Annotated in this window: 21 protein-coding genes; 19 read left to right on the top strand and 2 right to left on the bottom strand. The window is 36.6% G+C overall.

Features of this window, described 5'->3' with window-relative positions; translation table 11 throughout:
* Window positions 1-14 precede the first annotated feature (14 nt).
* Window positions 15-1,250 (bottom strand): nucleotidyltransferase, encoded by a 1,236-nt coding sequence (locus T323_RS0117230; protein WP_026674392.1) that lies wholly within the window; start codon window positions 1,248-1,250, stop codon window positions 15-17.
* A 217-nt stretch (window positions 1,251-1,467) separates the two neighbouring features.
* Here T323_RS0117230 and T323_RS0117225 point away from each other — a divergent pair, with 217 nt between their 5' ends.
* The 4 genes from T323_RS0117225 to T323_RS0117210 all read left to right on the top strand — a co-directional run bounded on the left by T323_RS0117225 (window position 1,468) and on the right by T323_RS0117210 (window position 3,834).
* Window positions 1,468-1,980: a YceD family protein gene (locus tag T323_RS0117225; protein WP_026674391.1), complete on the top strand. Its 513-nt coding sequence runs from the start codon at window positions 1,468-1,470 to the stop codon at window positions 1,978-1,980.
* A 103-nt stretch (window positions 1,981-2,083) separates the two neighbouring features.
* Window positions 2,084-2,257, top strand: coding sequence for a 50S ribosomal protein L32 (rpmF, locus tag T323_RS0117220; RefSeq protein WP_026674390.1), 174 nt, complete (start codon window positions 2,084-2,086; stop codon window positions 2,255-2,257).
* 74 nt (window positions 2,258-2,331) lie between these two features.
* Window positions 2,332-3,099 carry an enoyl-CoA hydratase/isomerase family protein gene (locus T323_RS0117215; protein ID WP_026674389.1) on the top strand — a complete coding sequence of 256 codons (768 nt, stop codon included), beginning with the start codon at window positions 2,332-2,334 and terminating at the stop codon, window positions 3,097-3,099.
* A 105-nt stretch (window positions 3,100-3,204) separates the two neighbouring features.
* Complete coding sequence (locus T323_RS0117210) at window positions 3,205-3,834, top strand: RsfA family transcriptional regulator (RefSeq protein WP_026674388.1); 630 nt, start codon at window positions 3,205-3,207, stop codon at window positions 3,832-3,834.
* 56 nt (window positions 3,835-3,890) lie between these two features.
* Here T323_RS0117210 and T323_RS0117205 read toward each other — a convergent pair whose 3' ends face one another.
* A complete protein-coding gene (locus tag T323_RS0117205) occupies window positions 3,891-4,370 on the bottom strand; it encodes an N-acetyltransferase (protein WP_026674387.1) in 480 nt (159 codons plus the stop codon).
* Window positions 4,371-4,532: 162 nt separating this feature from the next.
* On the opposite strand from T323_RS0117205, the gene T323_RS0117200 reads away from it, so the two are divergent.
* The 15 genes from T323_RS0117200 to murB all read left to right on the top strand — a co-directional run bounded on the left by T323_RS0117200 (window position 4,533) and on the right by murB (window position 22,715).
* On the top strand, window positions 4,533-5,456 hold the full coding sequence (locus T323_RS0117200; RefSeq protein WP_026674386.1) for a 2-dehydropantoate 2-reductase: 924 nt from the start codon (window positions 4,533-4,535) through the stop codon (window positions 5,454-5,456).
* Window positions 5,449-5,829, top strand: a complete 381-nt coding sequence (locus tag T323_RS0117195; protein WP_026674385.1) for a DUF3397 domain-containing protein — start codon at window positions 5,449-5,451, stop codon at window positions 5,827-5,829. The genes T323_RS0117200 and T323_RS0117195 overlap by 8 nt, the downstream gene beginning before the upstream one ends.
* A gap of 76 nt (window positions 5,830-5,905) precedes the next feature.
* Window positions 5,906-7,522 (top strand): bacillithiol biosynthesis cysteine-adding enzyme BshC, encoded by a 1,617-nt coding sequence (gene bshC, locus T323_RS0117190; protein ID WP_026674384.1) that lies wholly within the window; start codon window positions 5,906-5,908, stop codon window positions 7,520-7,522.
* Window positions 7,523-7,678: 156 nt separating this feature from the next.
* Window positions 7,679-8,110: a division/cell wall cluster transcriptional repressor MraZ gene (mraZ, locus tag T323_RS0117185; protein ID WP_026674383.1), complete on the top strand. Its 432-nt coding sequence runs from the start codon at window positions 7,679-7,681 to the stop codon at window positions 8,108-8,110.
* 26 nt (window positions 8,111-8,136) lie between these two features.
* The gene (rsmH, locus tag T323_RS0117180; RefSeq protein ID WP_026674382.1) at window positions 8,137-9,069 is read left to right on the top strand and encodes a 16S rRNA (cytosine(1402)-N(4))-methyltransferase RsmH; all 933 of its coding nucleotides are present in this window, start codon (window positions 8,137-8,139) and stop codon (window positions 9,067-9,069) included.
* Between the two features lie 22 nt (window positions 9,070-9,091).
* Window positions 9,092-9,445 (top strand): cell division protein FtsL, encoded by a 354-nt coding sequence (gene ftsL / locus T323_RS0117175; RefSeq protein WP_026674381.1) that lies wholly within the window; start codon window positions 9,092-9,094, stop codon window positions 9,443-9,445.
* Between the two features lie 228 nt (window positions 9,446-9,673).
* Window positions 9,674-11,872 (top strand): penicillin-binding protein, encoded by a 2,199-nt coding sequence (locus T323_RS0117170; protein WP_156942468.1) that lies wholly within the window; start codon window positions 9,674-9,676, stop codon window positions 11,870-11,872.
* A 108-nt stretch (window positions 11,873-11,980) separates the two neighbouring features.
* Window positions 11,981-13,915: a stage V sporulation protein D gene (locus tag T323_RS0117165; RefSeq protein WP_026674379.1), complete on the top strand. Its 1,935-nt coding sequence runs from the start codon at window positions 11,981-11,983 to the stop codon at window positions 13,913-13,915.
* Window positions 13,916-14,125: 210 nt separating this feature from the next.
* Complete coding sequence (locus tag T323_RS0117160; protein ID WP_026674378.1) at window positions 14,126-15,592, top strand: UDP-N-acetylmuramoyl-L-alanyl-D-glutamate--2,6-diaminopimelate ligase; 1,467 nt, start codon at window positions 14,126-14,128, stop codon at window positions 15,590-15,592.
* Window positions 15,589-16,944, top strand: coding sequence for a UDP-N-acetylmuramoyl-tripeptide--D-alanyl-D-alanine ligase (locus T323_RS0117155; protein WP_026674377.1), 1,356 nt, complete (start codon window positions 15,589-15,591; stop codon window positions 16,942-16,944). Before T323_RS0117160 ends, T323_RS0117155 begins: the two co-directional genes overlap by 4 nt.
* Window positions 16,945-16,962: 18 nt before the next feature.
* Window positions 16,963-17,937, top strand: coding sequence for a phospho-N-acetylmuramoyl-pentapeptide-transferase (gene mraY, locus T323_RS0117150; protein WP_026674376.1), 975 nt, complete (start codon window positions 16,963-16,965; stop codon window positions 17,935-17,937).
* A complete protein-coding gene (murD, locus tag T323_RS0117145) occupies window positions 17,938-19,296 on the top strand; it encodes a UDP-N-acetylmuramoyl-L-alanine--D-glutamate ligase (protein WP_026674375.1) in 1,359 nt (452 codons plus the stop codon).
* A 72-nt stretch (window positions 19,297-19,368) separates the two neighbouring features.
* Window positions 19,369-20,469 carry a stage V sporulation protein E gene (gene spoVE, locus T323_RS0117140; RefSeq protein ID WP_026674374.1) on the top strand — a complete coding sequence of 367 codons (1,101 nt, stop codon included), beginning with the start codon at window positions 19,369-19,371 and terminating at the stop codon, window positions 20,467-20,469.
* Window positions 20,470-20,664: 195 nt separating this feature from the next.
* The gene (murG, locus tag T323_RS0117135; RefSeq protein ID WP_026674373.1) at window positions 20,665-21,756 is read left to right on the top strand and encodes an undecaprenyldiphospho-muramoylpentapeptide beta-N-acetylglucosaminyltransferase; all 1,092 of its coding nucleotides are present in this window, start codon (window positions 20,665-20,667) and stop codon (window positions 21,754-21,756) included.
* Between the two features lie 50 nt (window positions 21,757-21,806).
* Complete coding sequence (gene murB / locus T323_RS0117130; RefSeq protein WP_026674372.1) at window positions 21,807-22,715, top strand: UDP-N-acetylmuramate dehydrogenase; 909 nt, start codon at window positions 21,807-21,809, stop codon at window positions 22,713-22,715.
* Window positions 22,716-22,747 lie beyond the last annotated feature (32 nt).

Here is a 22,747-nt window from a genome sequence, read left to right as displayed (position 1 = left end):
GAGAGCATCCTATCCTAGAAAGGATGGCTCTCTTCTTTCGTTTGAATTGGAGGGGTTGCGTAATCTTCAAGTAAGGCATCTGCTTGTTTTTCAGGGGGATAGGCTAACGCATAACAGGCGGTTGCTCGTTTATCAATCGTTAATAATGGATGGTCAATCTCAGTAGGTCTTGTAATCATTGGAACGCTGATTCTTTTTTTTGTTCTTTTCAAATATTGTCGACCTTGACCTGACATTCCTAATATTCGAATATAAGGAAGCTCTCCTTTTGTTGCCTCTTCGATTTCTTTTTTTGTCGTGTTCGTCAAAATATGTAAGCAATAGCGTTGAATTCGATTCCAAGTATAGCGTTTTGTTTTTACAAGGGTCATAAACTCGGAAAAATTTTGTGCAGCTTGACAATGTTTTTTTAAGCGATGATGAAGTCCTTCTTCCCCTTCATAAATAGCTTCAAGCTGTTCATTAGGAAGGGTGAGTAGGCGATATTTTAATAACGGAAAATATTGCTCCCAATTATGGAAAATATCATATTTCTTATAGTAGTCCTGCAATAAATGGTAAGTTGTTTCTGGCACAACATGAGAGATAGAAGATAATGTAAAGTTTTGTTTTAGTAATTCATTCCGAATACTAGTTGCGCTTGCAATTGAATGCTTTTCAATTGACTGATCATGATATTGTGCCTGTTTTCTTAAAATCGTGACAGGGGTAATATCAGAACCAAGTCGATGGATCGCTTGAATATAGTGAAAACCTAAAATATTGTTTGGCTTTGATAAGTCGATAAGGGTTGCGCTTGGTTGTAATGCTTTATAAGCAAGGGCACACGCTTTTGGATAACTGTTTCCCTCTTTAACAAATTTTTGAATATAAAAATTATAATTTGTATGATTCGTATTTATAAAACCAAGCAGTTTAGTAAAGTCTTCAATTTGACCAGATTCACTTCCAAAACAAACGTTTTTTGTAAATAAAGAGTGTAAAATTGAAATGGCACCAAATGCAAATGTTTCAGCTTTTTGAGTGGAATAAGCATATGGGAGTTCAATCACGAGGTCTGCTCCACCAGCTAACGCCATTTTTGTTCTTTGCCACTTTGAAACTAACGCTGGTTCACCTCGTTGCAGAAAAGTTCCACTCATCACAGCGATAATAACATCGGCGTTTGTTTGTTTTCTTGCTTCTTCCATATGATATAAATGACCATTATGAAATGGGTTATATTCAACAATGACACCGGTTGACTTCAAAAACATTCCTCCATTCAAATAATACTCTCATTATCCTAAATTTTAGTATATCATATACTACAACACAGAATGGATAGTTGTCCTTCATTTAAGAAATATGATAAAGTGATACAGAATCATCAAAGTCATTTTTTTCTTAGATAGAGTGTAAAGAAGAAAGGTTGACAAATACTATTTGTAAAGCTATAATTACTCTTGTTGCCTTGAGGTGAGAATCATGAAATGGACAATCCAACAACTTCATGCTCAAAAGAGCAAAGGAATCCAATTTAATGAAACATTAGATTTATCAGATTTGAGAAAATTAGATCCGCAAATCAGAAGGGTATCACCAGTTGAAGTGAGTGGTGAAGCACACGTATCGTCAGATATTGTTACGTTTCCTCTCCATATTAAAGGAACATTAACACTTCCTTGTTCACGGACCCTAAATGATGTCGAACTCCCATTTGATATTCAAGCAAAAGAATCTTTTCGTCTTTATGAAACAAATTGGGAACAAGATGGTGAAGATAATGAAATTCATTCTGTTGAAGGAGAAGTAATTGACCTAATTCCTTATATTAAGGAATTAATCTTACTTGAAATCCCTTTGCAAATTTTTAGCGAACAAGAAGAGGGAAGAGCACCTAAATCTGGAGAAGATTGGGAATTTGTCAAGGAAGAGGACCAAAAGAACCGAATCGATCCAAGATTAGCGGAACTCTCTAAGTTTTTTGACAACAAGTAATGGGAAATCGAAGTACCGGCATTTCGGGCCTTCATTTTATAAGGTCAAATTTTGACCGTCTGGTAACTAATAGTTATACATATTTTGTAAGGAGGTGGGAATGATGGCAGTACCTTTTAGAAGAACGTCTAAAACTCGTAAAAGAAAACGTCGTACTCACTATAAGTTAGCAGTACCTGGTATGGTAAAATGCCCAGAATGCGGAGAATTAAAAATTGCACACCGTGTTTGTAAGGAATGTGGCACTTATAAAGGTCAAGACGTATTAAACAAATAATGTTAAAATAAACGAGCAGGGGATGATTCCTTTGCTCTTTTTATTTGTTTTTTAGCGAATGGAGGAGAAATGAAGTGGAGAAAAAGCTAATTGTAGTACGGGAGCCTAATGGGACCGTTACAGTGACGATAAACCGTCCATCAATTCGAAATGCGATTGATTATGACGTGATGGATGAATTGGTGGTTGTCCTTGATGAGGTGGAGCGTCATCCAGAAGATAAAGTGCTAGTTATCACAGGGCAAGGAGAAGAGGCATTTTGTTCTGGCGGGGATTTATCTGTCTTTCATAGCTTACATACAAAAGAAGAAGCAAAAGAGATGTTGATGAAGATGGGAATGATATTATATCGTTTGTTTTTCTTTCCGAAAGTTACGGTTGCGGCGATTAATGGAACAGCTGTTGGTGGGGGGTGTGAACTTGCTATTTCATGTGATTATCGTATTGCGGCTAGTCACGCAAAAGTAGGATTTGTTCAAGGGGGATTAGGGATTACAACAGGGTGGGGTGGTTCGACCTTTTTGAGTGAGCGTATAGGTGCAACACAAGCGATGAAAGCTTTACTATCTTGTAAACGCTTTAATGCGGAAGAAGCACATGCAATGAGAATCATAGACAGTGTACTAGCAAAATCTAACTTTAAAATGGAGTCTAAAGAGTGGATTTCTCCACTACTTCACTCTAGTATGCCTGTATTAAAAACATATAAACAAAGAATGCTTGACCGTTTTGACAAAGAAAACATAAAGCGAAGAATAATGAGGGAAATTGATGAATGTGCGGTACTGTGGGCAAGTGAGGAACATCATGAAGCTGTGAAAAAATTTTTAAGAAAATCTTAAAATTGAATACTTTTTTTTCAACGGGGACATAATCCTTTAATAGAAGAGAGTCTATCTTGTCTAGTAAATGCATATTATAGACAAAAGACCATTAGGAGGGATTGTATGTCAACTGTTCGTCAAGATGCATGGAGTAGTGATGAAGATTTAATTCTAGCAGAGGTAGTACTAAGACATATACGTGAGGGAAGCACTCAACTAGCTGCATTTGAAGAAGTGGGTCAACGTTTGTCAAGGACATCGGCAGCTTGTGGATTTCGATGGAACTCGGCGATCCGAAAAAAATATGATGCAGCGATTGCATTAGCCAAAAAACAACGCAAAAAAGCAAAACCGCAAAAAGAAGAAAATCAACAACAAGAAGTAAGTTTCGCTGTAGAAGTTGCAGAAGAACTTCATGTTGAAGAACAAAAAGAAAATCAAGAGGAAAACGAAGTTATTGAAAAAGAATCTGAAATAGCGATGACAATGGAAAATGTAATAAAATTTTTACAGCAATATACAAAAGGTGAAAAAGAACAACAAGCCTTAGTTAGAGAAAATGAAGAATTAAAAGAAGAAATTGAACAGTTAAAACAAAGAAATCGTAAAATTGAAAAAGAAATAACCGCATTGAAAAAGGATAAAGAAATCATTAATGAGGATTATCGTGCTTTAATCGGGATTATGGACCGAGCAAGAAAGATGTCTATTTTGTCAGAAGAAGATACTAAAGCAATGAATTCAAAATCATAATAAAAACACAACAACCCGAAGCTTTCACTTCGGGTTGTTGTGTGGAAGAAAAGATGTTATTCTACCGTTTGTTCGCCTACCCCTTCTGGATACCAAACATATGGGTTTTCTCCTCTATCTCGTTCAGGTTGGTAAGTAACCGGTTCAAAGCCCATTTTTGACCAAAAATCATTTGAACGACGTCTGGCATTTGTTTTAATTGGTAAATTAAAACTCTTAGCAAAATCTACTAGTACTTGACCATACCCTTTTCCTTGATATGGTTCTAACACCTCTAATTTCCATAATTCAAGATAGTCTTGAGCGGGGTCGAAATAACGGTCATATTTTGCTTCTATTCGGTACAAACTCATTCTAGCGACAAGTTTATCACCGTAATAAATACCATAGAAAGGAGACTCGCTATCATTTTCAACAATGCTACCTTCTAGGTCTTCTTTCATTGAAAGTTCGGCTGCTCCATATTCAAGGAAGTTTTCAAAATCTTCTAATGTTTTATAATTGATTAAGAGCTTCTTGACGACAGGTTTTTCCACGTTAATTCCTCCTCATATTATTCTATTCTTATTTTACTATAAAGATTATGTAAACGCATAAAATACATGAAAAAATATTTGATATTTAATTTAAATATTAAAAACAATAATATACTACAATTTTGTATCTATGCTACAATTTAGTCATAAGGAAGTAGTTCTATGGAAAGGGTGGGTTTTGTGAATGTTTGGATTATAGGTGGGGGTTCTGTTGGATTATTGCTTGCCTCCTATGCAAGTAAGGCAGGGGCTAATGTTACTGTCGTTACGAATGGAAAAGAGCAAGCAGAAGCTTTAAATAGAGAAGGAGTTTCTTTACTACGCAATTCTATTGCGTCTTTCCACCCCGTCGATGCCATTCCTTTTGAATGTTTGTCTTCACTTAAAACAGCAACGATTATTTTTCTTGCGGTAAAAGAACACCAGGTAAAACGTGTTTTGACAAAAATTTCAAAATTGAAAATAAATTCCCCCATCTTCTTTCTACAAAATGGTATGAATCATATTACATTAATGCAGGAACTAAGGAACTCTGTGTATGTAGGAATTGTTGAACATGGTGCCTTAAAACATAGCAATGTAAAAGTAGAGCACACAGGAATTGGAATCATGAGAATAGGACATGTTCTAGGTGATGAATTGGAGCTAAAACCTTTCTGGGACAAGCTAAGTTCAGTTGGATATTCCGTTGATGTTGAAGGTGAATGGTTAGAAGTTATGAAAAGAAAACTTATAGTGAATGCTGTGATTAATCCGTTGACGGCGTTGTATGAATTAAAAAATGGAGAGCTTCTTCATGATGAAACGATTGTTTCAATCATGAAAAAGTTGTGCCAAGAAGCAATCATGACATTGCAGTTAAAGGATCATGAAGATATCTGGACCTACATTATCCAAGTATGCCAAAATACAAAGGAAAATAAATCATCGATGCTTCGAGATATCGAGAGTGGGAATCAAACAGAAATTGATGCAATTTCAGGATATATCCTACGAGAAGGATTGAAACGAAAAATTAGTTTGCCATATACATTAGATGTCTATCATCAAATTAAACAAAAGGAAAGGAGCGATATCGATGGTTAATGCTTTAGCAGGTGTCATTGCTACTTTTGTTACGATTCCGTTGCTTGGATGGTATTTTATTTATATTATTTCGGTCAAACTAACGAAAGATAAACGGAAATCAATTAAATGGGCATCTGATTATTCGACCTTTCTTTTTATTGTCGCTGTCTATTTTATTATGTTATATACGTGGAACCAGTCTTTTATTTGGTTAATTTTAATCATTATATTAGTTACAGCTATTTTCTTTACAATTCTTCATTGGAAAACGACAAGTGATATTAATGTAGGAAAGTTGATGAAAGGGATTTGGCGCTTTAACTTTTTGCTGTTTTTATTTTTATATATTGTATTAAGTATCGTTGGCTTATTTTTTTCGATAGTCAGATAAGCAAGATGGTTGGTTTGCCTGATTAATCTCTGATATAATACATAACGCTAACCTTTATATTGAAAGGACGTTACATATGAATGTGAAAGAAAGTCCCCTTTCACCACTTGCGAAAATTGCTAATGATTATTCCGAAGCGAATACAACGTTATCATCTTTTTTTGATTATCATTATAAAGAAAGAGATGTATACTCGACACGATATAAAGAGCTTCGTAACCGGAAATTTGAACGGAATAAATTAGCAGATTTATTGGTGGATTATCATAAAAAATTTACTTATCATCAAAAATCGTTGAAACAAATTGAGAAGCTAAAAGATGAGCGCTCCGTTCTGATTGTAGGTGGACAGCAACCAGGCTTATTGATGGGCCCGCTGTTTACTTATTATAAAGCGCTAACGGTTGTTCAATTAGCAAAACAACAAGAAAAGGAGCTAGGTGTTCCGGTCATCCCTTTATTTTGGGTCGCTGGTGAGGATCATGATTTTGATGAAATAAACCATATCTACGTTGAAGAAAAAAAAACGTTGATGAAATTTTCACTTTCCCACCACCATGATAAAAAAACATCATTATCTGACTTAAACTTGGAAAAGGAACGTGCACATACATGGGTTCGAGATGTATTTTTGCACCTGCATGAAACGGAACATACAAAAGCTATTTTTTCTGTCATAGAATCCTGTTTACATAAGGCAACGACATATACCGACTTCTTTAGTGAATTAATAAGTTGGGTTTTTCGTGAGGAAGGTTTGTTGCTATTAGATTCAGGAGCGAAAGAAATACGAAAATTAGAATCATCATTATTTACTGAATTAATTGAAAATAATGATGAGCTGCAGCAGAGATTCATTAAGCAATCAACGGAGTTAGAAAAGCAAGGGTACCCTCTACCAGTTACAATCGATAAAACAAATGCGAATTTGTTCTATTTAGAAAATGGAAAACGTGAAAAAGTTAGAAAAGAAGATGGAATGTATCGGACGAATTCCTCGATTTTTTCGAAACAACAATTTTTAACAATCGCAAATAATAACCCAGAGTTATTAAGTAATAATGTGGTCACCCGTCCTATTATGCAAGAATATTTGTTACCGGTGCTCGCGTTTGTTGCAGGTCCGGGAGAAATTGCTTATTGGGCAACGTTAAAGTCCGTTTTTCATTTGTTTTCTTATAAAATGCCGCCTATCGTTCCGAGAAAATCAGTTACGATTGTAGAGGAAAAAGTCGACCAGTGGATGAAGGAAAAAGAAGTGACGATGGCGGATGTGTTTGAGAAGAAAGTATCAGAAAAGAAAACAAAATGGTTACAAGAACATAATATATGGAACATGGCTCAAATAAAAGAACGTGTTCTTCAAGATGTAAAGGTAGCACATGAGCCTTTAAGAGCGTTGTCCAAAGAAATTGATGAAACTTCGGCTGCGTTAGCGGAAAAAAATATCAAGATTCTTTCTCATGAAATTGAAAAAGTGACAAGTAAAATAGAACATCGTATAAAAGTCCATTATGATTCAGAATTAAGGAAATTCAATGAAATTGAGCAGAAACTTTTCCCGTTAGGTTTACCCCAAGAACGGGTTTATCACCTTTTTTATTTTTTAAATAAGTATGGAGAAGAGTTTTTGACTAGGACTAAAGAACTGAATTTTGGAGATGATGGAATACACAAACTTGTCTATCCATAAAAAGACTTAAAAAAACAGTTGAAAAATAAGGGTTTTAAAAATCTTGCTTGATTAAAGCAGGATTTTTTTGTTTTTTCTCGTAATTTAAAATCTAGTGGTACAAAGTGGAGGGATGTGGTAGATTAGAGGTAGGAAGTGGGGGAGGGTGTTTCCAAGATGTTTATGGGGGAGTACCGACATAATGTCGATGAAAAAGGGCGACTCATCATACCGGCAAAATTCCGAGACGGTCTCGGAGAATCTTTCGTCATTACGAGAGGATTAGACCGTTGTTTATTTGTCTACCCCGAAGAAGAGTGGAAACAACTCGAAGCTAAGTTAAAAACACTTCCTTTTACGAAAAAAGATGCTAGAGCCTTTACTCGATTTTTCTTTTCAGGTGCCACTGAATGTGAATTAGACAAACAGGGGAGAGTAAATATCGTATCTCCATTACGAGATTTTGCAGAAATTGAAAAAGAATGTGTCATTATTGGGGTATCCAATCGGGTGGAAATTTGGAGTAAAGGGATTTGGGAAGAATATTTTGCAGAATCTGAAGAATCATTTAGTGAAATAGCAGAAAACATCGTAGATTTTGATTTATAAGACAGAAGTGAAGGTAGGTGTATTGATTGTTTGAACATGTAACGGTGTTAAAAAATGAATCAATAGACGGCCTAAATGTTAAACCCAATGGAATATATGTGGATTGTACATTAGGAGGAGCGGGACATAGCGAGTTGATCTTGTCAAAGCTTGGGGATGATGGTCATCTTTTTGGTTTCGATCAAGATGAAACTGCATTAGCTCATGCGAAAGAAAGGTTAGCTCCTTATGAAGGGAAATTTACGTTAATCCGAAGTAATTTTCGATTTGTGAAACAAGAATTACACAATCGTGGGATTATGGAAGTGGATGGAATTCTTTTTGATTTAGGGGTGTCGTCCCCACAATTAGATGAAGGTAGCCGTGGGTTTAGTTATCATCAAGATGCCCGTTTAGATATGAGGATGGACCAATCAGCATCTCTTTCAGCCTACGAGGTTGTTAATGAATGGGAGTATCATCAGTTAGTTTCCATATTTTTTAAATACGGAGAAGAAAAATTTTCAAAGCAAATTGCTAGAAAAATTGAACAGGCAAGAGAATTTAAACCGATTGAAACAACAGATGAATTAGTTCATCTCATTAAAGAAGCCATTCCTGCACCAGCAAGAAGAAAAGGTGGGCATCCTGCCAAGCGAGTATTCCAAGCCATTCGCATTGCCGTTAATGATGAACTAAAAGTATTTGAGGATGCATTAGAAGATGCATTTAGTCTTTTAAAACAAGGAGGTCGAGTGTGTGTAATCACATTCCATTCATTGGAGGACCGAATTTGTAAAGAAATGATGAAAAAAGAAAGTAAAGGGCCAGATTTACCACCTGGTTTGCCAATTATTCCAGATGAGTATAAGCCGAATTTAAAATTAATTACAAGAAAGCCAATTATTCCCTCAGAAGAGGAACTTGAGTATAACAACCGCTCTCGGTCGGCCAAGCTTCGCATTGTAGAAAAATTGTAACGTGTAAGGAGAGGAGAAAATTATGAGTAATTTAGCCCGACAATATCAATTACCAAAGGAAAGTCAATATAAAAAGCAACGAGAAGTTGTTAAGACGAAACAACATGGCATTACAAAAGGGGAAAAAGGTCTTATTTTCTTAATGGTCATTGCAGTTTTCGTATTAGTGTCCATTATTGTTGCAAATTATGCTGCTATTTATTCTGTTAAGAGAGATATACATAATCTTGAATACTCCGTCCAACAGCAAACACAGCATAATGAAGGTTTACAATTACAAGTTATTGAGTTGAGCGATCCTGAAAGAATTCTAGACATTGCAAAAAGTTCAGGTATGTCACTTAATGATGATAAAGTGAAAGTTATCCAAAACTAGTTCGAAACCCGGACTAGTTTTTCTACCTATTGTCTCTTTTTAAGTGAAAAAATTACGGTGAATTGTATCGATGTTTTCGTTAAATGAAATCGATCCAAGGAACAAAAAAGTCATTCTACTTGAACCGTTAAAAAAGATGGGAAAACAGCAAAGTGAAAGATTATTGAAAAATTACTTGCATTTCTGGTGAGAGCAGCTTATGAACAATATCAAATGGATGTGAGAATGATGGAAGTTAAACGCGCAATAACGAATGTGAGAGCTGTCGTCATTATGTTTTTGTTTGTCTTTTTATTTACCATCCTTTTAGGGAGAATGGTGTATATTCAAGCGAACAGCGAAGTGAATAGTGTTGATTTACAAGCCATGGCAGAAGAAAGATGGACAAGAAAAACAAAGATTCACGGAGAAAGAGGGACGATTTTTGACAGAAATGGAAGTGCACTCGCTCAAGAAATTAGTTCGTATTCCGTATATGCAGTTTTAAATGAAGACCAAACAAGCTATGTGAAAAACCCCGAAAAAACAGCGAAGAAATTAGCAGGACATCTAGATTTACCAGAAGAAAGAATTTATGAGCTCTTAACAAGTGACCGGTTTCAAGTTGAATTTGGTCCGAGTGGTAGAAACTTAAGTCATGATAAAATGACTCAAATTAAAGAACTTGAACTTCCTGGTATACATTTTAATGAAGAACCACGAAGATATTATCCGAAACAAACGTATGCTTCTCATGTCATTGGATACACAGAGAGAGATATGGAAAACTCGAGATTAGGACTTGAATTAAGTCTTGATGAATATTTACGACCGGAAGATGGATATATCGAATATAAAGCAGATACACGTGGGATAAGACTTCCTGATCCAAAAGAAAATATTACCCCTCCAAAACATGGAGATGATATTTATTTGACACTTGATTCAAATATTCAAACAGCTTTAGAGCAAGTGATGACCCAGGTGGATAATGAATATTCTCCTGAGAGAATGATTGCGATTGTAGCTGACCCGAAGACAGGAGAAATTTTGGCGATGAGCAATCGCCCTAGTTTTAATCCGAATCAATATGAAGAAATAACCAATTACTTAAATTATGCTGTTTCAGATAGGTTTGAGCCAGGGTCGACAATGAAAGTATTTACCCTTGCAGCAGCGATTGAAGAAGGTGTGTATGATGGAAATGCCTATTTTCAATCGGGTACAACTCAGGTTGGCAGCGCTAGGATAGCTGACCATAATGAGGGGCGTGGTTGGGGAACAATCACTTATGATGAAGGATTTCAGCGTTCATCCAATGCAGCATTTATTCGAATCGGTGTCGATCATCTTGGAACCGATAAGCTATTTGAATATATTGAAAGGTTTGGATTTACTGAGCCTACAGGGATTGATCTGCCAAATGAAGTTGATAGTTTAATTGCCCAGCCAACAAAAATCAATACGGCTACGACTTCTTTTGGACAAGGTTCAGCTGTGACACCTATCCAACAAATTCAAGCAGCAACCGCAATTGCGAATGATGGTAAAATGATGAAACCATATATTGTTGATAAAATTGTGAACCCGGAAACAGGTAAAGTTGTTAAGAAAAATGAGCCGGAAGTTGTCGGAGAGCCAATAAGCAAGAATACTGCAAAACAAGTTCGTGAATTAATGGAAAAGGTTGTTACTGAATCGGCTGGGACAGGGAGACCATATTATATTGAGGGTTTCGATGTCATTGGAAAAACAGGTACAGCGCAAATCCCGGATCCTGTGAATGGAGGATATTTAAAAGGGGATGGGGTTAATATTTTTTCTTTTTTAGGAATGGCTCCAAAAGATGACCCAAGAGTCGTTGTGTATGTCGCTGTTGATAGACCAAAATTAAAGTCTTCCGTTGAGCGAGGATCAGCACCTGTTTCTATGATTTTTAACTCTGTTATGAAGCATAGTTTGCAATATTTAAATATTACACCTTCGATGGAGGAAATAACGGAACAGGTTGAACAAACAGGTTTCCAGCTTCAAAATTATGAAGGAGAGTCTGTTAAAGAAGTTGAAAAACAGTTGAAAAATCATGGACTTGATGTGATTGTTGTCGGCTCTGGAAAAACGATTGTCGCGCAACAGCCATTTGAAAACCGTCACCTTTTTGCTGGAGAGCGTGTCATTTTACGAACAGACGGAGAGCATTTTGCGATGCCCGACATTATTGGTTGGTCTTTCCGAGATGTTATGAAATTATCAAAAGCGTTACAGTTACAAACGTCGATGGATGGGTCTGGATTTACAGTTGTTCAAAGTGTAAAAGAAGGCAGTACTGTTCGTGAAGGAGATTATTTGCACGTTGAATTAGTAAGTCCGAAAGAAAAAAATGAGTTAGCTTCTCCAGATGAAACGATTGAAGAACACGGAGAACAGGAAGAAGAAGGGTTAGAATAACATTTCACTCGTACAGGCTGTTCTAATGTCATTCGTACAAGCATATAGTAGAACAAGCTTTGTATTCGTTCGAATACGGACTTACAACTGAAATTTGGGGTGAAGTCGGTGCGAGTGTCAAATGTCACTGTACGAAAACGTTTAGTATTAGTGTTAGGATTTGGTTTGCTTATCTTTTTAATAATTGCAGTACGACTAGGATATGTTCAATTTGCTTTAGGGGATTGGCTCACGGATAGAGCGGAGGACTCTTGGAGTCGGGATATTCCGTTTGAAGCAATGCGCGGAGAAATTTTAGACAGAAATGATGTCGTCCTAGCGACAAATGTTAGTGCGCCTTCGATACTTGTAGTTCCAAGACAAGTGAAAAATCCAAGTGACACGGCAGAACAATTAGCAGCTGCTCTTAATATGGATCATAAAAAAGCATATGAGCTTGTGACAAAACATGAGTCGATCGTAAGGATAAACCCTGAAGGTCGGAAGATATCGAAAGAAAAAGCAAACGAAGTACGAAAGTTAGGATTGGATGGAGTGTATATTGCAGAAGATAGTAAACGCCATTATCCATTTGGTTCTTATCTTTCCCATGTACTAGGGTTTGCGGGAATTGATAATCAAGGACTTACAGGGCTTGAGTTGTACTATGACGAAAACTTAAGTGGTGAAAAGGGAAGAGTTTCATTTTTTTCAGATGCTAAAGGAAAACGTCTTCCTGATTTAGCAGATGAGTATACACCTCCAATTGATGGTTTGGATTTAAGGTTAACGATTGACAGTCGAATTCAAACGATCATTGAAAGAGAATTGGATATTGCAGAGGCAACGTATAATCCAGATGGTGCGATCGCCATCGCAATGGACCCGAATACAGGAGAAATATTAGGAATGTCAAGTCGACCAGACTATGATCCTGAAAACTTTCGAGAAGTGCCTCCTGAAATTTACAATCAAAATAAACCTGTATGGATGCAATATGAGCCAGGTTCAACATTTAAAATTATAACATTAGCTGCGGCATTAGAAGAAAATGAAGTGAATTTAGAAAAAGATACATTTAATGACCCAGGCCATATCGAAGTGGCCGGACGTAAATTGCGATGTTGGAAAAAAGGTGGACATGGCCATCAAACATTTTTAGAAGTCGTTCAAAATTCTTGTAACCCTGGTTTTGTTGAACTAGGAGAGAGGCTTGGAACAGATCGCTTATTTGATTATATTGAGTCGTTTGGTTTCGGTAAAAAAACGGGGATCGACCTTCAAGGGGAAGGGACAGGAATTCTATTTAACCGTGATAATGTTGGTCCGCTAGAACTAGCTACAACTGCTTTTGGTCAAGGTGTGGCTGTTACACCGCTTCAGCAAGTCACAGCAGTTTCAGCAGCGATTAATGGTGGATATTTATATCAACCATATTTAGCGAAAGAGTGGGTTGATAAAGATACAGGAGAAGTCTATAGCAGTCAAACACCTATAGTGAAACGGAGAGTTATATCAGAAGATACGTCGAATCAAATCCGCCATGCATTAGAAAGTGTTGTCGCACTAGGAACAGGGAAAGGTGCTTATGTTGATGGGTATCGAGTTGGTGGGAAAACAGGAACAGCACAAAAAGCAAAAGATGGTCGGTATTTAGAAAATAACCATATTGTATCATTTATCGGATTTGCACCAGCTGATGACCCCAAGCTTGTCATTTACGTTGCGATTGATAATCCAAAAGATACGTTACAATTTGGTGGGATCGTAGCAGCTCCTATTGTTGGTAAGATGATGGAAGATAGTTTACGAGCGATTGGCGTGGAAAAACGCAAAGACCAAATTGAAAAAGAATTAGCATGGAATGATGAGCCTTTAATCGAAGTTCCTGATTTAGTTGGCTTAACGGTTAACGAAATCAATCAAGCTTATTACGATTTAAGACTAGATACGTCGGGAGAAGGACCAGAAGTGTTGGCTCAGTCTCCAGAACCAGGAATGAAAGTAAATACGGGTTCAACAATAAGACTTTATATGGGTGACAAAAAAGAAACAAACGACTAAAATAGACCTATAAAATAGTGGAATACCTCCTCCTTTTCTATGGGGAGGAGGTATTATTTTATGTATTTTTTGTTCAAAACTTCTTATGTGACTAGTTTAGACATACATATGTAGAACTATCAGTCATGTCTTAAAGCACTCTTAATCTAGTGTGGCAAGCTTCGTTGATAGTATAATATGGTGATTATCATAAGAAGTGAGGGATTTCAGATGAACTTGAATCAAGTAATTGAGCCATTGTTACATGTTGAAAAGCTAGGTGATGAGAACCCAAATATAACTTCGATTGAAATGGATTCTAGAGAAGTAAAGAATGGTAGTTTGTTTGTTTGTTTAAAAGGATTTCATGTTGATGGTCATGATTATATAGATGAGGCAATATCAAATGGAGCAGTAGCCATTTTAACCGAACGTACAGTTAATGTTTCTGTTCCTGCTATCGTTGTTAAAGATACGTCATTAGCTCTTGCTGTTATCGCGAATCATTTTTATCATTATCCAACAAATCAATTAACATTAGTTGGAGTGACTGGCACTAACGGGAAAACGACTACAACTCATATTATCGAACAAATTGTACAAAATGCCAAAAGAAATACAGGGTTAATTGGAACAATGTATAAGAAGATTGGAGAAGTAATATATGATACGAAAAATACAACTCCTGAATCATTAGAGTTACAAAAAACCTTTGCTCAAATGGTATCGAATGAAGTAGAAGTTGCCATAATGGAAGTATCTTCACATGCTCTTGATTTAGGAAGAGTAAGAGGAAGTAATTTTGATATTGGTGTATTTACAAATTTGACACCAGAGCATCTTGATTACCATGAAACAATGGAAAAGTATAAGCAGGCAAAAGGTTTGCTTTTTTCTCAACTTGGAAACCGTTATGATAAAGAGGCAAGAAAAGTTGCGGTATTAAATGAAGATGACCCTGTTTCAAATGAATATAAGCGAATGACAGCTGCACAAGTGATTACATATGGAATCAAACAACAAAGTGATGTGATGGCACATTCGGTTTCAATGAAAACGTCAGGGACACATTTTATATTAAAAACACCTATTGGCTCCTCGCCCGTTTCGATGAAATTAGTTGGATTGTTTAGTGTTTATAATGTTTTAGCTGCAGTTTCTACAAGTTTAGCACTTGGGATTAAATTGAAGACGATTGTAGAGAGCATCGAACAAATAGAAGGTGTACCTGGTCGATTTGAACTAGTAGATGTTGGTCAGCCTTTTTCTGTTATTGTTGATTATGCTCATACAGCAGATAGTTTAAAAAATGTATTAAAAACAATAAAGGAGTTCGCCAAAGGGGATGTATGGTGTATTGTTGGATGCGGTGGTGACAGAGATCGAACAAAACGACCATTAATGGCGAAAATCGCGGTTGATTATGCTGACTATGCGATTTTCACTTCAGACAACCCTAGAAGTGAGGATCCGAACAACATTATCAAAGATATGGAAGCAGGAGTAGTAGGGCAAGAATACAGCGTTGTTGTGGATAGAAAAAAGGCAATCGAAACAACGGTTCAAAATGCGAAAAAAGAGGATGTAGTTGTTATTGCAGGGAAAGGCCATGAAACCTATCAAATTATAGGAACAACTACATATGATTTTGACGATAGAATTGTAGCAAAAGAAGCGATAAGGAGAATCATGGAATGAGCATAACGGGAAAGTTAGTTAGAAAAATAAGCTTATCTTCTAATGTGGAAATTGTTCAAGAATTTTCAGGTGTATTTACAGATAGTCGAAAGGAAATGAAGGATGGGTTATTTGTTCCCCTTGTAGGTGAAAGGTTTGATGGACATGAGTTTCTTTTACATGCCATTCAAAACGGAGCCATTGCCGCGGTTTGGGAAAAAGGTAAACAAATTCCTCGGGAAATACCAAACCAATTTCCGTTGTTTTTTGTCGAAGATACATTAGTAGCATTACAAGAAATGGCAAAAGTATATTTGGAACAAATCCAACCGACTGTTATTGGTGTGACTGGTAGTAATGGGAAAACAACGACAAAAGATATTATTACAGCCGTATTATCAACAACATATTCTACACATAAAACGAATGGAAATTTTAATAATGAGATTGGGTTACCATTAACTGTGTTAGCGATGCCGGCTTCTTGTGAAGTGCTCATTCTTGAAATGGGGATGAGTGGGCTTCGTGAAATTGCACTATTAAGTGAGATTGCAAGGCCTCATTATGCTGTTGTGACGAATATAGGAGAATCGCATATTGAACAACTAGGAAGTAGAGAGGCGATTGCAAAAGCAAAAATGGAAATTGCGGAAGGCCTTCGCAATAACGGAAAGGTTATTATCGATGGAGATGAGCCCCTTCTTTTTCCTTATACGACTAACGAGATGATCACATGTGGATTTAGTGAACAGAATGATGTGACGATTGTAGAGTATGAGGGTGATGATAATGGATTTACGTTCCGATTACAAGATTCTAATTTTCAATATTCATTGCCTTTGTTAGGGAAACATAATGTTCATAATGCAGCATATGCCATAATCATAGGGAAATTATTAAATGTGGAAGAAAAAAATATTAATGAAGGGTTAAACCAAATCGCATTAACGAGTATGAGGTTAGAGAAAAAACAAGGCAAATCACATAGTATCATCATTGATGATGCTTATAATGCAAGTCCTACTTCTATGAGGGCCGCAATTGAAGTAATAAAAGAGCTGCCATATGAGAAAAAAATTGTTGTTCTTGGTGATATTTATGAATTAGGACCGGATGAAGAATCATTGCATCGCTCTGTTGCGTCTGCTGTCGATAAACCAATTACACATGTTTACACGATAGGAAGTAAAGGGAAATGGATATATGATGAATTACAAAAGAATTCACATAATACAATGGTTGTAAAATCGTTTGAAAATAAAGAAGAAGTCATAGCAGAAATTCTCCCTTTGCTTGATGAGAAAACAATCGTGCTTGTAAAGGCATCACGAGGAATGAAATTAGAAACCATTGTTGAACAATTAATTTCTTAGGAAGGAGGCAATGACAGTATGTTGGAACAAGTATTATTATTTACACTTATCGCATCGTTTCTCATTGCCGTTCTACTATCGCCAATACTTATTCCTTTTTTGCGAAGGTTAAAATTTGGTCAAAGTATACGAGAAGAAGGTCCTCAATCACATCAGAAAAAAAGTGGTACCCCTACAATGGGTGGCGTAATGATTTTATTATCGATTATTATTAGTACAATTATTATCATTGCGAAGTTCTTTACGTTTTCTCCTGAAATAATATTATTACTTTTTGTGACTGTAGGATATGGTCTTATTGGGTTTTTAGATGATTTTATTAAAGTTGCCAAAAAAAGAAATCTTGGTTTAACATCAAAACAAAAGTTAGTCGCTCAATTATTAATTGCTGTTGTATTTTACATTTCATTGCAGCAGCTCGGGTTTTCCACTGAAATTGCCATCCCTGCAACAACATGGGCTATTGATATTGGTTGGCTATATTTGCCACTTATCATTGTGATGTTAGTTGGAGCATCAAATGCTGTTAATTTAACAGATGGATTGGATGGTTTATTAGCAGGGACAGGAGCTATTGCATTTGGAGCATTTGCCATTCTCGCATGGTATGCTGAAATGTATGATGTGGCGATATTTTGCGCCGCTGTTGTTGGTGCGGTTCTCGGATTTCTTGTATTTAACGCCCACCCAGCTAAAGTTTTTATGGGAGATACAGGTTCATTAGCATTAGGAGGCGCAATTGCTGCCGTTGCAATATTAACTCAACTTGAAATTTTACTTATCATTATTGGTGGTGTTTTTGTAATTGAGACACTATCTGTTATAATTCAAGTTATCTCCTTTAAAACGAGAGGGAAACGAATCTTTAAGATGAGTCCACTCCACCATCATTATGAGTTATCTGGATGGTCCGAATGGCGAGTGGTTGTAACATTTTGGTTAGTCGGAATGTTATTTGCGATATTAGGAATTTATTTAGAGGTGTGGGTGTAAATGAAGGATATCCAACAATTTAAAAATCAACATATTTTAATTATAGGATTAGCGAAAAGTGGATTCGCAGCAAGTCGATTGCTTTCTCAACTTGGAGCTATCATTACAGTAAATGATGCGAAGCCACTCGAAGAAAATCCTGAGGCGAGACAATTAGAAGAACTTGGTGTTCGCGTTATATGCGGAGCTCATCCATTATCATTGTTGGATGAGCCTGTTGATTTTATCGTAAAAAACCCAGGTATCCCATATTCGAATCCTCTTATTGAAGAGGCTGTTCGACGTGGGATTTCTGTCGTAACAGAGGTGGAATTAGCTTCTCGTTTGTCAGAGGCGCCTCTTATTGCGATTACGGGTTCGAATGGAAAAACAACAACAACGACATTAGCTGTAGAAATGTTAAAAGGAAGTGAAAAGACTCCGCTTGTAGCAGGTAATATTGGAACGGTCGCGTGTGAAGTAGTGCAACAGGCCACAAATGAGAATATTATCGTTACGGAGCTTTCTAGCTTTCAACTACAAGGAACCGAAACATTTCATCCAAAAGTAGCGGTATTATTAAATTTATTTGATGCCCATTTGGACTATCATGGAACAAAAGAAAAATATGGACAGGCAAAGGCGAAAATTTTTGCAAATTTAACAGATGAGGACTATCACGTTGTGAATGTGGATGACCCTTATGTTCTTTCACTTTCTGAACGGGCAAAAGGAACAAAAATTCCATTTTCAACGAAAAAAGAACAAAAAACAGGTGGATACATAAAAGCTGGGGCGATTTATTATCAAGGAGAAAAAATCATAAATGTTGATGATGTTGCGCTTCCAGGACAACATAATTTAGAAAATATTTTAGCAGCTATTTGTGCAACAAAAGTAATGGGTGCTAAAACAGAAAAAATTCAATCCGTATTACAAACATTTACTGGTGTGAAGCATCGAGTTCAATATGTTGAAGCAATACATGGACGTCGTTTTTATAATGATTCGAAGGCGACAAACATTCTTGCAGCTAATGCGGCAATTTCCGCTTTTACAAATCCTGTTATATTGTTAGCGGGAGGCCTTGACCGTGGAAATGAATTTGATGATTTTGTTCCTGCGCTTAAAAGGGTTAAGGCTGTTATTGCATTTGGACAAACACAAGAGAAAATTGTCAAAGTGGCAAAAAAAGCCGGAGTTCCAATTATAAAGCAAGCCGAAAGAGTGGAAGATGCGGTACCGCTTGCGTATGACATTTCAGATGAAGGGGACATTGTACTTTTATCACCGGCATGTGCAAGTTGGGATCAGTATAAGACATTTGAAGAAAGAGGAGATTCTTTTATTTCCGCTGTTCAAAAATTAAGAGGGGAATAAGGACATGTTCCACACTTTTGATGCATATGTATAGGTAAAGGTTGTACGAACTTTTACCGTGAGGTGTGTGGAGTGGTCAAAAGCAAAACGTCCCCAGATTATATTTTACTTTTTGCAACAATTGCATTGCTTACTATAGGAATCATCATGGTCTATAGTGCAAGCGCAGCATGGGCACAATATAAATTTGATGATTCATTTTTCTTTGCGAAACGTCAAATCTTTTTTGCCGGTGCTGGAGTAATAGCGATGATCTTTATTATGAACATTGAATATTGGACATGGAGAAGATGGTCAAAGTTATTGCTTATCATATGTTTCATTTTACTTGTCGTCGTTTTAATTCCTGGAGTTGGACTTGTTCGTGGTGGAGCAAGAAGTTGGTTAGGAGTAGGAGCCTTTTCCATTCAACCGTCGGAATTTATGAAATTAGCGATGATTGCGTTTTTAGCCAAATATTTATCCGAGAATCAAAAGAAAATCACCTCTTTTAAAAAAGGGTTATTACCATCATTATCACTCGTATTGGTCGCATTCGGGATGATTATGCTTCAACCTGATTTAGGTACAGGGGCAGTGATGGTCGGTACATGTGTCATTATGATTTTTGTTGCAGGTGCACGAGTTTCCCATTTTATCGGATTGGCACTAGTTGGTCTCGCTGGGTTAGTTGGTCTCATCATTTCTGCCCCATATCGGATGAAACGAATTACATCATTTCTCGATCCTTGGTCTGATCCTCTTGGAAGTGGATTTCAAATCATACAATCATTGTATGCTATTGGACCAGGAGGATTGCTTGGATTAGGTTTAGGTGAAAGTAGGCAAAAATATTTTTATTTACCCGAACCACAGACAGATTTTATTTTTGCCATTTTATCAGAAGAGCTTGGATTTTTAGGCGGAGCGTTTGTTATTTTCTTATTTGGTATTATGCTTTGGCGTGGAATTCGTATTGCCTTAGGAGCACAAGATTTGTTTGGGAGTTTATTAGCAGTCGGAATCATTGGTATGGTTGCGATCCAAGTTATGATTAATATAGGGGTTGTAACAGGACTTATGCCGGTAACGGGGATTACTTTGCCGTTTTTAAGTTATGGCGGTTCTTCATTAACATTAATGTTGGTTGCGATCGGTGTTTTACTTAACATTAGTCGGTATGCAAGGATATAATAATAAAGCCGCTTTCTGAAATTGAAGAAGCGGCTTTATTATTCATGTGTAAAAACAGATTATGGATGGTGTAAAACAGAACGGAAGATAGTATTTTATTTATTTTTACATCATCGTTTGAAAGAGATAGGTATAATACAAGTTCCTCTCATGGTAAAATGGTAAGAGGAGAGTGTTTGAAATAGGAGGAATAAGATGAGAGTAATTGTTAGTGGTGGAGGAACTGGTGGTCATATATATCCAGCATTGTCTTTAATAAAAGAAATACAAAAAAACTGTGAAGTTGAAGTATTATACATAGGAACAAACAAAGGCTTAGAGAGTGAGCTTGTCCCTCGAGAAGGAATTGCGTTTCAGTCAATAGAAATTACAGGATTTAAACGGTCCATTTCCATAGAAAACCTTAAAACGATTTCTCGTTTTATTCAAGGCACGAAAAAAGCAAAGAAAATAATGAAGCAATTTAAACCAGATGTTGTTATAGGAACAGGCGGATACGTTTGTGGTCCAGTTGTTTATGCAGCTGCAAAATTAAAAATTCCGACAGTGATTCATGAACAAAACAGTGTCCCAGGTTTAACAAATAAATTTTTGAGCCGCTATGTTGATAAGATCGCTCTTTCATTTGAAGAAGCAAAATCATTATTCCCTGTGAAAAAAACCGAGATGATCGGAAACCCTAGAGCACAGGAAGTCGTCAACACAAAAGCTGTAAATATTGAAACATTTGGGCTAGTGAAAGGAAAGAGAACGATTCTTATTGTAGGCGGAAGTCGTGGTGCAAAACCAATTAATGATGCATTTTTAGAAGTCCTACCAAACATGAAGGAAAGTCCTTTTCAATTTCTTTATGTGACAGGTCAAGTGCATCATGAGCATGTCTTACATGAAGTGAAGAAACATGGGGACCCAAATAATGTTGTTGTCGAACCGTTTCTTCATAATATGCCAGAAGTGTTAGCAGCTGTTGATTTAATTGTCGCTAGAGCAGGAGCGACAACGCTAGCAGAAGTGACGGCACTTGGGTTACCAAGCATCCTTATTCCAAGTCCTTATGTGACAAATAATCATCAAGAAAAAAATGCGAATGCCCTTGCTTCGAAGGGGGCTGCCATCGTAAGGTTGGAAAAAGAAATGAGTGGAGAAACTTTAATGCAAGATATTACAACCATTTGTAGTGATACAAACAAATGGGAAGAAATGCATCAGGCAGCAATTGCACTTGGTAGACCAAAGGCAGCGACAGATTTATATAACGTCGTATGCAAACTAATAGAACAAAAGTAAAATATAATCGGCAACGAACAACATGGTTCAAAGAGGAATGAGGGATTTGAATGGAAAAAATAGTTGTAAATGAAATTAAAGCTATGGATATTGGGACAGTGTTAGTGGATGAACCACTTGCTAATCATACAACATGGAAAATAGGCGGTCCAGCTGACGTTTTAGTTGAACCGAAAAGTGTAGAATCATTAAAAGAACTAATGGCTTATGTGACAAGCAAACAAATCCCATGGCGAACAATAGGTAGAGGTTCGAATTTATTAGTAAGTGACAAAGGGATCCGTGGGGTTGTTATTAAGTTATCCGATGGAATCAGTGATTTGGAAATACATGATAATACGATTAAAGTTGGTGGTGGCTACTCAATAATTAAACTAGCAACCGTCATTAGTAAAAAGGGATTATCAGGGTTGGAGTTTGCTGGTGGAATTCCAGGCTCAGTAGGTGGAGCTGTTTTTATGAATGCAGGAGCACACGGTTCAGATATTTCAAATATTTTAATGAAAGCCCATATTTTATTTGAAGATGGTACAATGAAATGGCTTGATAATCATGAAATGGAATTCTCTTATCGGACATCACGATTGCAAAAAGAAAAGGGTGTTTGTGTAGAGGCGATCTTTCAACTAGAGCATGGAGACACTGAATCCATTAAAGCGGAGCTTCAAAAAAATAAAGATTATCGTAGAAAATCACAACCATGGAATTATCCATGTGCGGGAAGTGTTTTTCGAAACCCTTTACCTGAATATGCAGGTCAACTAATCGAAAAATCGAATTTGAAAGGGCACAAAATTGGAGGGGCTCAAGTTTCAACAATGCATGCGAATTTTATTGTGAACATTGATGAGGCTAAAGCGCAAGATGTTTTGGATTTGATTGCTTTTATTCAAAAGACGGTAAAGACCCATTTTAATATCTCGTTAGAAACTGAAGTTGAAATTATTGGTGAAAAATAGTCGGAATCCAGTGTTTACTATCTATATTTTCA

This window comes from Alkalihalobacillus bogoriensis ATCC BAA-922 (assembly GCF_000621445.1).
GTDB classification, from domain to species: domain Bacteria; phylum Bacillota; class Bacilli; order Bacillales; family Bacillaceae_F; genus Bacillus_AO; species Bacillus_AO bogoriense.
Note: the sequence above shows the minus strand (reverse complement) of the source record. Positions and strands in the feature narration are given on the sequence as shown.

Coding starts and splice junctions, on each gene's coding strand:
- murG (WP_026674373.1), top strand. CDS start 20,665: ATGAGAGTAATTGTTAGTGGTGGAGGAACTGGTGGTCATATATATCCA.
- rpmF (WP_026674390.1), top strand. CDS start 2,084: ATGGCAGTACCTTTTAGAAGAACGTCTAAAACTCGTAAAAGAAAACGT.
- T323_RS0117170 (WP_156942468.1), top strand. CDS start 9,674: ATGGAAGTTAAACGCGCAATAACGAATGTGAGAGCTGTCGTCATTATG.
- T323_RS0117210 (WP_026674388.1), top strand. CDS start 3,205: ATGTCAACTGTTCGTCAAGATGCATGGAGTAGTGATGAAGATTTAATT.
- T323_RS0117160 (WP_026674378.1), top strand. CDS start 14,126: ATGAACTTGAATCAAGTAATTGAGCCATTGTTACATGTTGAAAAGCTA.
- murB (WP_026674372.1), top strand. CDS start 21,807: ATGGAAAAAATAGTTGTAAATGAAATTAAAGCTATGGATATTGGGACA.
- T323_RS0117225 (WP_026674391.1), top strand. CDS start 1,468: ATGAAATGGACAATCCAACAACTTCATGCTCAAAAGAGCAAAGGAATC.
- T323_RS0117200 (WP_026674386.1), top strand. CDS start 4,533: ATGGAAAGGGTGGGTTTTGTGAATGTTTGGATTATAGGTGGGGGTTCT.
- ftsL (WP_026674381.1), top strand. CDS start 9,092: ATGAGTAATTTAGCCCGACAATATCAATTACCAAAGGAAAGTCAATAT.
- mraZ (WP_026674383.1), top strand. CDS start 7,679: ATGTTTATGGGGGAGTACCGACATAATGTCGATGAAAAAGGGCGACTC.
- T323_RS0117195 (WP_026674385.1), top strand. CDS start 5,449: ATGGTTAATGCTTTAGCAGGTGTCATTGCTACTTTTGTTACGATTCCG.
- murD (WP_026674375.1), top strand. CDS start 17,938: ATGAAGGATATCCAACAATTTAAAAATCAACATATTTTAATTATAGGA.
- T323_RS0117155 (WP_026674377.1), top strand. CDS start 15,589: ATGAGCATAACGGGAAAGTTAGTTAGAAAAATAAGCTTATCTTCTAAT.
- bshC (WP_026674384.1), top strand. CDS start 5,906: ATGAATGTGAAAGAAAGTCCCCTTTCACCACTTGCGAAAATTGCTAAT.
- mraY (WP_026674376.1), top strand. CDS start 16,963: ATGTTGGAACAAGTATTATTATTTACACTTATCGCATCGTTTCTCATT.